At 47.2% G+C, this 11,252-nt stretch carries 11 protein-coding genes; 8 read left to right on the top strand and 3 right to left on the bottom strand.

What is annotated here, in order from left to right; translation table 11 throughout:
* The 5 genes from ACKI3C_RS02825 to ACKI3C_RS02805 all read left to right on the top strand — a co-directional run.
* Window positions 1-167 (top strand): dockerin type I domain-containing protein (locus ACKI3C_RS02825; RefSeq protein ID WP_407401835.1); only part of this gene is annotated, 167 nt, incomplete at its 5' end.
* A 68-nt stretch (window positions 168-235) separates the two neighbouring features.
* Window positions 236-2,389 (top strand): leucine-rich repeat protein, encoded by a 2,154-nt coding sequence (locus ACKI3C_RS02820; protein ID WP_407401829.1) that lies wholly within the window; start codon window positions 236-238, stop codon window positions 2,387-2,389.
* Between the two features lie 100 nt (window positions 2,390-2,489).
* Window positions 2,490-3,569, top strand: coding sequence for a helix-turn-helix domain-containing protein (locus ACKI3C_RS02815; RefSeq protein WP_407401827.1), 1,080 nt, complete (start codon window positions 2,490-2,492; stop codon window positions 3,567-3,569).
* 117 nt (window positions 3,570-3,686) lie between these two features.
* On the top strand, window positions 3,687-5,456 hold the full coding sequence (locus ACKI3C_RS02810; protein ID WP_407401825.1) for an amidohydrolase family protein: 1,770 nt from the start codon (window positions 3,687-3,689) through the stop codon (window positions 5,454-5,456).
* Window positions 5,457-5,711: 255 nt separating this feature from the next.
* Window positions 5,712-6,818: a carcinine hydrolase/isopenicillin-N N-acyltransferase family protein gene (locus ACKI3C_RS02805; protein WP_407401823.1), complete on the top strand. Its 1,107-nt coding sequence runs from the start codon at window positions 5,712-5,714 to the stop codon at window positions 6,816-6,818.
* A 116-nt stretch (window positions 6,819-6,934) separates the two neighbouring features.
* Here the strand turns inward: ACKI3C_RS02805 and ACKI3C_RS02800 are convergent, their stop codons facing one another.
* Window positions 6,935-7,285: a hypothetical protein gene (locus tag ACKI3C_RS02800; RefSeq protein ID WP_407401821.1), complete on the bottom strand. Its 351-nt coding sequence runs from the start codon at window positions 7,283-7,285 to the stop codon at window positions 6,935-6,937.
* Window positions 7,286-7,436: 151 nt separating this feature from the next.
* Between ACKI3C_RS02800 and ACKI3C_RS02795 the strand changes: the two genes are divergently transcribed.
* Window positions 7,437-7,613, top strand: a complete 177-nt coding sequence (locus tag ACKI3C_RS02795) for a glycoside hydrolase family 95-like protein (RefSeq protein ID WP_407401819.1) — start codon at window positions 7,437-7,439, stop codon at window positions 7,611-7,613.
* A 293-nt stretch (window positions 7,614-7,906) separates the two neighbouring features.
* Here the strand turns inward: ACKI3C_RS02795 and ACKI3C_RS02790 are convergent, their stop codons facing one another.
* On the bottom strand, window positions 7,907-9,211 hold the full coding sequence (locus ACKI3C_RS02790; protein WP_407401833.1) for an alpha-L-fucosidase: 1,305 nt from the start codon (window positions 9,209-9,211) through the stop codon (window positions 7,907-7,909).
* A 235-nt stretch (window positions 9,212-9,446) separates the two neighbouring features.
* Between ACKI3C_RS02790 and ACKI3C_RS02785 the strand changes: the two genes are divergently transcribed.
* Together ACKI3C_RS02785 and ACKI3C_RS02780 are read left to right on the top strand one after the other, a co-directional pair.
* Entirely contained in the window at window positions 9,447-9,800 is a 354-nt protein-coding gene (locus tag ACKI3C_RS02785) for a hypothetical protein (RefSeq protein ID WP_407401817.1), read from the top strand.
* Window positions 9,801-10,063: 263 nt separating this feature from the next.
* Entirely contained in the window at window positions 10,064-10,399 is a 336-nt protein-coding gene (locus ACKI3C_RS02780) for a hypothetical protein (protein ID WP_407401815.1), read from the top strand.
* 57 nt (window positions 10,400-10,456) lie between these two features.
* On the opposite strand, the gene ACKI3C_RS02775 is transcribed toward ACKI3C_RS02780, so the two are convergent.
* Window positions 10,457-11,029 carry a nucleotidyl transferase AbiEii/AbiGii toxin family protein gene (locus ACKI3C_RS02775; RefSeq protein ID WP_407401831.1) on the bottom strand — a complete coding sequence of 191 codons (573 nt, stop codon included), beginning with the start codon at window positions 11,027-11,029 and terminating at the stop codon, window positions 10,457-10,459.
* Between the last annotated feature and the right edge of the window lie 223 nt (window positions 11,030-11,252).

Genomic DNA, 11,252 nt, shown 5'->3' with positions numbered 1-11,252 from the left:
TGGACGGCAACGGAACTGTTGACATCAGCGATGCCAACCTTCTCATCAACATCGTTCTGGGCAAAGAATCGGCAAGCAAATACAACGGCCGTGCCGACGTGGATGGCAACGGCATCGTAGATGTGAGCGACATCAACGCCGACCTCAACATCATCCTGGGCAAATAAAAGCTTAAAGGTTTAATCGTTTTAAAAAAACTATGTGGTTTAGCCATTTTAGAGACTATTAAAGCATTATGAAAACAACATACAAGATCGCCATAGCAACTGTGCTTGCCTTGGCAGGGCTTAACGCCCAGGCAACAGCCTACTTTTGTGGAAAAACTCTGCCCAACGATGGGCTCATTCACTATCTCAGTGACCCGCACATCATAAGTGGTAGTGTAATATATAATTCTGCAACCAATACAATCATATTAAACAGTGCCGTGATTTCCTATGATGGATTTTCAATCATCGACGGAGCCAATGTGGGACTGAACGGCAGTTCTACATTGATCAACAACAAGGAATACTGCATCTCGACTAACAGAAGCAGTAACGACATCATTATTGATGGCGGCGGAGGCGGTCTTGTGCTTGAAAATACTCTCACCATGACCTGCAAGAATGGTATAAATCTGGACGACGGGGGATCGGTTAAGATAAGGAATTTGTATCTAATTATGAATGCCACCAATTATGGTTTTAATGTTTACTATTCAACAACAAACGATCCTGTGTGTGTAGAATTTACTTACTGCGCAGGAAATATACAGGCGACGAATGGCGTGTTCAACAAGATAGGGTCGGTGATAACCAACAAGACATATATGCTTGGCAGTAATGGCCAACTGCTTCGTTGGGATAATGGCGCTTATTACCAAGGCACAAAACCCTGTACAACACTTCTCCTGCAAACCGACCAGCAAGTAAACAAATCGTTAGAGATACCATTTGCCGACCCCCAGGTGAAGATGCTGTGCCAGAAAAACTTTGGCACCCTATCACACAATTTCACTCTGGAAGAGGCCGAGAAGGTGAAATCGCTGGGTAGTGTTTTCAAAGGCAATGGCGAGATTACATCATTTGACGAGTTAAGGTATTTCACTAGTCTTCACAAGATTGACGACTATGCATTCACTGCATGCACCAACCTCACCCACGTGGGCTTTACCAGCAACATCACCGAGGTGGGCAACTCGGCGTTCCGTGGTTCGGGACTCTCGGGAGCCATCTGGAGCCAGTCGATAAAAACCATAGGAGCCACAGCATTTAGCCAAACCAAGATTACCGCATTTTACGACAAATACAGGTGGGATCCCAATCCGCGACCCACATTGCTCAATAGCATAGGCAATGGTGCATTCTCTAATTGTACCCTCCTGAAAACAGTTGAATTGTCCGACTCGCTCCGCACCATCGGCCAGTCGGCATTCCAGGGTTCGGCCATCAATTCTATCTCACTCTCTGGTCCCACAACCATAGGATGGCGTGCCTTTGCATTCACCAACGTTCGCTCTGCCGAACTGGGCACCCCCGGCTCTTATATCAACCTGGGAGCAAATGCGTTTGAGGGCTGCACATCGCTGGAGTACGCCTATATCTGCTGCGACGAGGACAACCAATTTTATGCCCAAGGACCGTTCGTTGACGAGAATAGCGATGCGCGCATCTACTTTGACGGACGCATTTACCCATACATACTCAACACCGTGACCAAGTCGTGGAGCCAGGCACATCGCGACAAGTGCCTGCCATTCGTTACATTCAACGGGAGGGGGTATGCGACGGCTTATTTTGACGTTGACCTCGACCTGGGCGAGTGGGCCAAGGCTTACGCCGTGAGCAACTACGACGAGAACAAGCAGACCTTGCTCACCTCCGAGCTGGGCAGCATATTGCCAGCCAACACTCCTGCAATTATCCAACGTGTGAGATACACAACCGACCCCTTTGTAGGTAAACGAAGCCAGTTCTACAAGGCAACGGCAACATTAGCTCCCTATAAGGGCAACAATCTGCTCGTGGGTACCAGCAACATCATCAATGTGGAGCCGTGCAGCAACACCAGCAGCTACTACCTGTGGAGTCCCGACGACAACCGTTTCAACCGCAGCAGCGACAATAAGAGCGACAACGTGGTGGATGGCGGTGCGGCCTACGTGAAGTTGCCGGGCCTGAAAACCTTTACTAGCTTTTCTATAGGCGGTGCCGACCCGAGTGCAAAGACCAAGGGTGACGTGGACGGCAACGGAGAGGTTGACATCACCGATGCCAACATACTCATTAACATTATCTTGGGCAAAGACGATGTCAACAAATATGGCGGCCGTGCCGACGTGGACGGCAACGGCGATGTTGACGTGAGCGATTCTAACGCATTAATAAACATCATTTTGGGCAAGTGAAAAGAAATTGTCCCGATTGAGTTAATACTGGGTGTGTCATAATGTGCTCTGGCATTGTGACACGCCCTTTGTGGGTTCCCACAACTGAAACGATATACAAATGAGCATTGATTATTTCATATATATAATACTTTATATTACGGTCATGGTACTCATCTTTGCCATGAGTTTTGTGATGCTTCATCCAAGAACCCGCGTGATATTCAAGATTCCAGTGCCTCACATTCACGACACGATAGGAAAATTGATGATACCGTGGGGCATTACATACCTTATATTCTTGCCTGACATGTACTTATATGTCAACAAGGTTCCATGGCGAGATTATGCCTATGTTGTGGTGAGCCTAGTGACGTTACTGATGTGCTTGTCGATAAGCCCCTGGTCATACATGGCTTGCCTTCAGCAAAAGGTGAGACACAGCATTTTCCAGCCGGCAATACTTCTTATTCCATCGGTCATCACGATATGGTATGCCATAAATCCAGATGAGAGGTTGGTGCAAGCGTTCTTTGTTGTGTTGCTAGTCGAGGTAGCAGTCATTGTGTGTTACTACGTCAAGCTCTACCGTGCCTTTGTGCGCGATATAAAGAAGAATTACAGCAGCTTTAGTATCAGTATGATACGTGGTTTGTGGGCGCAATGGATTGCGTCTCTGTTTTCTGTGATTGTGTTCTTGGTTAATATGTCGCAGGACACGGCATTGTGGGGATTATTGAATATCATGGCAAATGTCTTTACTATCGTTGTCGTCATCTACACGTCGGAGCATCTCATGCCCTTGCCCGAGGAGACCGAAGTCGTGGAGGATGATGACATGCTCGAAGAAGACCACGTCATCGACATGGCAAAGGCCCTTCAAGATAATTGTGAGGCCAGTTTGCTGTTCTGCAACCCCGACCTTTCGCTCCAAGACCTCTCGGTGGCTGTTGGAACCAACCGCACTTATTTGAGCAAATGGTTTGCCGACAACGACACCACCTTCTATCATTACATCAACCGATTGAGGATAGACCATGCGGCACATCTGCTGCTCACCACCGATTACTCCATAAAGAAGATTCAGACCGATGCCGGCTTTGCAAGCAAGACAACTTTCAGAAAATACTTCCTTGACAGTTTCGGTTGTTCCCCATCGGACTACCGCAGGGGAAGGCCAGACGCAGTGCCAGAATCGTAAAAACAGGGTCGTTTAATTCAATAATTCATGAAATTGTTTTAAACGACCCTGTTTTTTTGCGTATTTTGAGATAAGTGTATAGTTTTGTGCCCAAGATAATTTTTCAAAAACATAAAAATGAGAAGAAGAGATTTCTTAAAGGTATCGCTGAGTGCCGGTGTTGCAGCAGCATTACCAATAAATGTATTTGGCCAAACAAGTGACAATGATGCCACCAACCAAGGTGACAAGCCTAACATTTCAGGTTCGGCCGACATCCTGATACTGGGTAATATCATAACGGTAGATGAAAACAAACTCTTTGCCGATGCAATGACCATCAAGAACGGTTATGTGCAGTATGTGGGCAATGAGTCAACTGCACGCAAATTGTGCGATAGCCACACAGTGGAGAGAAAGTACCCCAAGGGGCATACCATCTACCCCGGATTCATGGAGGCGCACTGTCATGGCATGTCGGTGGGCTTGCTAGAGAGTACCATCAAGCTGTTTGACTGTAATTCCTTTGATGAATATCAGAAAACCATCAAAGACTATATAGCAAAGCATCCCGGCCAGGAGACATACAGAATCTCGGGTTGGCGCAACATAGGAGGCCAAATACCTACCGCCAAGTTGCTCGACGAAGTAACACCCGAGGGGGCTTACATTCTAGGTAACTCTATGGATGGACACTGTTACTGGGTGAACAGCAATTGCCTGAAGTTGATAGAAGAGTCTGACCCTCACTTCTTTGACAAATATTCTGCTGTGGAAGTGCCAAGAGACAGCAATGGCCGCCCCACGGGCTATTTCTCAGAAGGAGCTAACAACGAACTCCAGAAGATGATACCTATAAGCATGGATACTGCTAAGAAGTCCATACTTGCTTGGCAACAGTTTGCCTTCAAGCACGGTCTAGTAGCAGCCACAGAGGCCGCCGTGAATTTGGCATCCACATTCCCCGAGGCCTACTTGGAACTTGCCAAGGAAAAGAAACTGCAGTTCCGCACCCGTGCGTACTGGAACGTAGTGATGGACCAGGCCAACGAGGATACTGTGGCAATGGTTGAACGCATGTCAAAGGAACAGAATAGCGAATACTATAAAATAGCTGGTTTGAAGATATTCATCGATGGCGTGGTAGAAAGCCACACTGCTCTACTCACAAGTGCGTATGAAGACCAGAAAGATACCTGCGGCCTGGACCGCTACAAAGACTCGACCGGTGACCCCGACGCAACGTTGAAGAAACTGGTATTGACAGCCCACCAGCACGGACTCCCCACCCACACCCACACCATCGGCGACGGCGCTGTGAAGAAGATGCTCGATGCCATCGAGTATGCCAAGAACACCACTGGCGACTACTCTATCCGCGATATGCTGGCTCACATTGAACTCGTCCGTCAGCAGGACATCAAGCGCTTTGCACAGCTCAACGTGTCGGCTATCGTGGCTGCCTTGTGGAGCCCCAAGAATGCTATCACACCTTTCGGTGAAGAGGAAGGGTACCTAGGTAAGCGTGCCACTACCAACTATCAAGTCATGAACTCATTCGTGAAGATGGGAGTCAATTGTGCCCAGCACTCCGACTACCCCGTAAGCCAGGCATTCGGAATCCCTCGCGCTATCTATTGCGGTGTCACACGACAACTCCCTGGCGGCGGAAAGGACACAGAGCGTCTGGCCGAGGAAGCGGTAACACGATTGGAAATGCTCAAGGAAATGACCATCAACGTGGCAAAACTGTGGAGAGAAGAGAATCACATGGGTTCGCTCACTCCTGGAAAGATTGCTAACTATGTGGTATTTGATTGCGATTTCATCGACGATGACGTAGAGAAGATACCGGGTGCTGTCGTGCAGCAGGTGGTTGTCGATGGCAATGAAGTTTATCATGTATAAAAATTTACTCAAGTTTCGCAAGCATCAACTTGAGTGGTTAAGGGTTATTGCGGAGCGGTTATTGAATTAAGTTTTATTGTTTATGGGGACTTGTTTATAGAGAAAATTCTATAACCCATAACCAATAACCACTCCACACGCGAAGCATTTCCCATAACCAATAAATAATAACCAATAACCTTTCAAATTGAGCAAGTTAGCAACTTAGCGAAAGTTGAAAAATTAATTTCTAAAACATAAAATTATAAAGTTACTATGAAAAAAATTTGTAATGTAATTTCACTGCTGGCAATAGTGTTGCTGAGCAGTTGTCAGACCAAGACTGGTGAAACTGAAGTGGGCAAGCCTGTAAAGGTTGCTGATTACCTGTGGGAAATCACCGTTGACGACTATTGCGACACCATCCCCAACTGTCTTATCAACCGCGTAGGCACGGAGTTTGGATGTTCGTCTGTGCGCAACGGCAACTACTACGGACGTAACCTTGACTTCTTCATCAGCGAGACCACAGAGTTTATCATACACGTTCCTGCTAAGGATGGACGCCATGCCTCAATAGGCGTGGGACGTCTTGAAAACGCAACCGATAGCGTTATCGAGAAGGGTCTAGACAAGAAGCAGCTCGACATGCTGCCCTGGGGCATGTTTGATGGCATCAACGATGCAGGCCTCTTCTGTAACATGAACGTAACCCCCTATGCCGACGGAGGAGACAACCCTGGTACCAACCCCGGCAAGCCTGACCTGTACGGCCCATTCCTTGTGCGTGCATTGCTTGACAACTGCGGCAGCGTGGACGAGGCAATTGAGTATATCAACAACCACAACTTCATAGGTAAGGATTTTGGCGGCTTCAACCTCCACTTTATGATTGGCGACCCTGAGAAGAACGTCGTTGTTGAGATCATCAATAACCAGCCCGTCATTAAGGAGCAGTACATCATGACAAACTTCTATGTCAACATGGACCACATGACTCCCGGCGCCGATGGTGTGGAGCGTTATGATATTCTCAAGGCTAACTATGCCGAGGGCGGAGAGTCTATGCAAGGAATGTACAACCTCATGAAGCGCGTGCGCTTCTCACAGGCCTATGACATTGACATGAAGCCATTCTGGAAATCGGAGTTCCACGAGGGCGGTCGCTTTGCTTGGGATGCTCCACTTGATTCGATACTTGCTGCACCTGGAGTACAGACCCAGATTGCTAATTTTAAGCATTACAAAGAGACTGGCAAGTACGAACCAGAGTGGAAACTGTGGTTCACTACTCACACAAGCACCTACGACATCAAAGAACGTAAACTGTGGATCACAATCCGCGAGAACTATGATAAGCACTACGAGTTCTCTCTTAACTAAAAGAATATAGTTCCGTTTATTTGACTAACGAGGAATCCACTCTCTCACTATCTTTGAAGTGGGAGAGTGGATTGTATTTTCCCATACCGAATACGAAACCAGCGACTTAATCTGTGCTACTGAGGATCAGAATCCATGGCCGAATTGAAATATTTCTGTTTCAACACGATGGCAAACTGATTAAAAATTTCTTCCCTATAAGAAGGCGATGCATTATCATAACGAGTAATCCAGGGGGATACAAATTCCCACTGGATTTTACTCAAATCAATAATATCTGTATCAAGACCATCATTTGAATTGTTAAAACCAAAATAATTTTTCTGCTCATTTAGAATGAACATTCTCCATGCTACATTTCTATTATGCGGTTGATAATCTCCCTCCTGAATGGTTATTGACTTATAATTAAGAACACGTTCACAGAATTTTGGGAAATAAAGAAAAAAATCTGATGTTTTTTCCATGTTTTTTTTATTTAAATACACAATTGTCGGGTTGAGTACCCGTCTTTTACTTTATTCTTGTTGCCGGTCCTAAGTACCGTTTCACCTTGTCGTTGATTTCGTTGCTTGGTGCCTTGTAAAAAATCTCACTTGTAGTAGCCCTCAATCATCCTTGCAAAGCCACGATGGTGCCCTCCATATCCTCCCTGCCCTCCCCGACGCATGGAAGAACGGCGAGACCCCTCTCATAAGTAAGGAGATAACCCCTCAGCTTCCCCTCCTCTACCACGTGTATGAGTATGACATCAACACCAAGCCAGGAGATACAATCACTTTCGTAAGGAAGTAGGAGAGCGGAGAATGAATTCTTCACTTACCACCCATACCCCATAATTCCAATCATCCATGTTAGTAAAAGCATACAGCGCAGCAGTTAATGGCCTTGAGGTCACGACAGTGACGGTAGAGGGGCTGCTATGCGCTGCTGGATTACCGTTAAGAGCCGTTGTTGGAATAAGTTTGGTGGCTTTGTAGAGGAAAAAGGACATGATGCCCCGCTCTCAATCGTTACTCTTAATGGAAATTTCGCTTGAGATACCTCTGACATGACACCACACGAAATCGCCGAGGAAAAGTAATGGTTTACTTGGTAGTGAGGACAACGATATAGTCGGCTTTGTCCTTGTGTGGGTTGAGGGTGAGTACATAACCCTCGGAAGTCTTCTTGCACTCCACTTTGGCGCTGGTCTCAAACTCTACAGCACTTTTTACCTTGCACTGCAGTGGCAGGGTGACTGAGGTGGCTTCATGGTCGGTCACATGGACGTATAACAGGTCGCCCTTGCGTGTGGTTGCGCCCCAGTCCTGAGGTTTGATGTCGCCGGCTTTTGTGCCCTTGATGGTTGATCCATACTGGCGCATCCACTCGCCCAGTTCCTTGAGGCGAGAGAGGGCAGTGGCGGGCAGTTCGCCGTTGGGCTGCGGGCCTATGTTCATGAGCAGGTTGGCTCCGTGGCCCGAGGTGCGCACCAGCAGTGCAACTATCTGGTCCAGGCTCTTGTAGTTCTGGTCGGCTATCTTGTAGCCCCACATGCCGTTCATGGTGGTGCAGGTCTCGAGCGGGTTCTTGGCGCTCACCTGCATGCCGTCCTGTACCCATCCTGTGGTGTTCTCGCCGGGGAGGTCGTGCTCAAATATCTGGATGTCCTCGCCGGGGATGACGCTGCCGTGGTGGTTGTTGCCAACGAGGCAACCGGGCTGCAGCTTGTGGATGAGGGCATATTGCTCGTCGAGACGCCAGTCAAACGGTGTCTTGTCCTCGTCGTGGTCCCACATGCCGTCGAACCATATCGCGCCTATCTCGCCATAGCGGGTGAGCAGCTCGGTGAGCTGTGCGTTCATGAACTTGAAGTAGTGGTCATAGTCGGCCCGGGTCGAGTCCTTGCCGCACTTTTTGCCGGTGCGACCCATGGGGTAGTCCTCGCGGCCCCAGTCCAGGTGGCTGTAATAGAGGTGAAGGCGCAGATCCTCGTCGTGGCATGCATCGGCCAGCTGGCGTATGATGTCGCGTTTATAGGGCGTGGCGTCGACGATGTTGTAGTCGCTCACGTCGGTCTTCCACATGCTGAAGCCTTCGTGATGGCGCGATGTGAAGGTCACATAGCCTGCACCAGCGTCCTTGAATGCCTTGACCCACTCGCGAGCGTTGAAGTGGTGGGGGTAGAAGGCGTCGGCCACCTTGCTGTACTCGTCGAGCGTGATGCCTGCGTTCTGCATGTACCATTCGCCCTGGGCAAAGGTGCTGTAAAGTCCCCAGTGGATGAAGATGCCCAGGCGGCACTCGTCAAACTCGGCGCGCGACTTGATGTTCTCCTCGCTGGGAACGTATCCCGGCTGAGCCTGCACCGCTGTGCCTCCGAGCATACCCGCAAGCGCAGCTACAATCATTATCGTTTTTCTCATCATATAATTTAAAATTTTGTTGTAGAACTACAAAGGTAAGAATTTTTTTTTATTATTAGTGTCCGGTAAAAAAAGAAACTATTTTTATTTTAATTTTTATGCTTCGCTTAGAAAGTGGCTTGCTCGGCAAGCAAAATGGAATTACCTCACAGATAGAGTATCATTATTTTGAGGACGGAGTCCTCCATTTTCTTGGCGCGAGCCATAAACGCCTAACGTGATGCTTAATGCAATATGCGGAGGTCTCGTCAGCGTCCTTGCACAAACAACTGAAGTGCCATTCGTCGGTGAGGCTATTTGCGTGACCACATCGGAGTGTGACAATCACGGCAAGGTTGAGTCGGTGACGCTCACTTTCTCATCCACAGAATATGTTCCTTCTTCCATGCAACTGGCTTTCATCGTTACGGATGTCAACGGAAACTCGTTCCTCATAGGTTCTCGTGAGAAACCATACCCCACAGTGAAGCTGGTTATCTCCTTCGGCAGCCCAGCCGGTGATTCTTCAATCAACCAGTATGAAGTGAAGTATGTCGCAATACGCGCTCTCATCGGGTGCGTCACAAGCGGATGACCATGCGGTTGCACTGGGTGTTGCTGTGCTCACTCGAATGAAAATGGCAACACCTTGCCTGCCGCATGACTTTTACACCGCAAAGTTACAACACTGCTCCAATCCCAAGGACAAACGGCGTTTCTATGCAAAATCTCCACCCCTGCGGGTAGTATTTTGACTTGAAATCCTTGTTCTTATGGAGCCGGGCGTGTTGTCGGGAATGCAGTGTAAAGTTTAGCTCGGCTAAACAGGTGTTTAACAATTTATTCATTCTTTCAAAAATGAGAACATACAATCTTACAGACAACAGCATTGATGTTTGCGTGGCAATCCCCGAGAGAGACATCGAGATGCTGACAAAGAAAATCTTCACCTTGTTTGACTGCATCAACAGGGCTGGTCTTGACACTGGCGAATGGGGCATGGTTGAGGACGTTGACACGAAGAACTACTTCGGTAGCATTGAGTTTGAAATCCTTTCAGGACGCTACGCCTATGTGTGGCTGGAGAAGGATGAGTTTGAGCTGAATCGTGAACTCAACATGATCCCTGCCGACATCATTGTCCACTCACTTCAGGACGTTGACAGCGAAATACGTATATACTCTATCGAATGACAGTATCTTTTCATTAAGTTTGTGAATGGAGGAGCCGGCTGTGAAGTCGGCTTCTCTTTAGTTCCTATCATGAAATTTGGTCTCTAATTTTCTCATGCTTTCCAAAAGTTCAGGAAATGATGGTGGATTATTGTAGATCATCGAACCTTGCATATCAGCATAATCACTTTCCCAACTGCTCAGACTTTCTTCTGTAGGGATAAGTTTTATTCTGTCACGAATGTCTGGCGTGTAGTCAACTCCGCTGATACTGGTTAGTGTTGAGCGATGATGATGAATTGTTTCCCACAATTCATTATTGCAGATTGCTATTTTGTCTATTCCTTTTGCCATCATCATGTGTAGGTCATATATGTGCCTTGAACGCCTTTTTGCATCAACAAATCCGCCACGAGAGAATAACTCGTGAAGCAGGAAACACTTTTCAAGGAATGTTTTTTCGGCAACAGCAGTTCTTACTGGTATGTCGAAAATCGTTGTGCTTATTGACGGCAATGCGATTTCTACCAGACTTTTGATTGGCTCGCTTGTTGTCGGTTCTAACAATGAGCGTGAACCTGCCTCAATCTTAACTACAGGTGCTATATAATCAAGTTTGTCGTTGAATAAAGACTTGTATCTGACAAAGATGACGCGAGGTTCTGGATATGTAGAATCACCTTCCCCGTCGGGTTACGGTTCAATTGAGCATAAACCATTCATAGGTGTTGACTCACTAGTGTCCACGAAAATTTGTTAACAAATCCATTATTCCAATGAAATAGAGAGTTTTACGTGCATAAATTTCACGTATACTTTTCAAGTTTGTAATTTTGCATCCAAGTTACAAATTGTAAGTAAAATCGTAAAACTA

This window comes from Sodaliphilus sp. (assembly GCF_045598405.1).
Classification (GTDB): Bacteria; Bacteroidota; Bacteroidia; order Bacteroidales; family Muribaculaceae; genus Sodaliphilus; species Sodaliphilus limicaballi.
The sequence above is the reverse complement of the archived record's forward strand: the minus strand, read 5'-3'. Positions and strand labels throughout refer to the sequence as shown.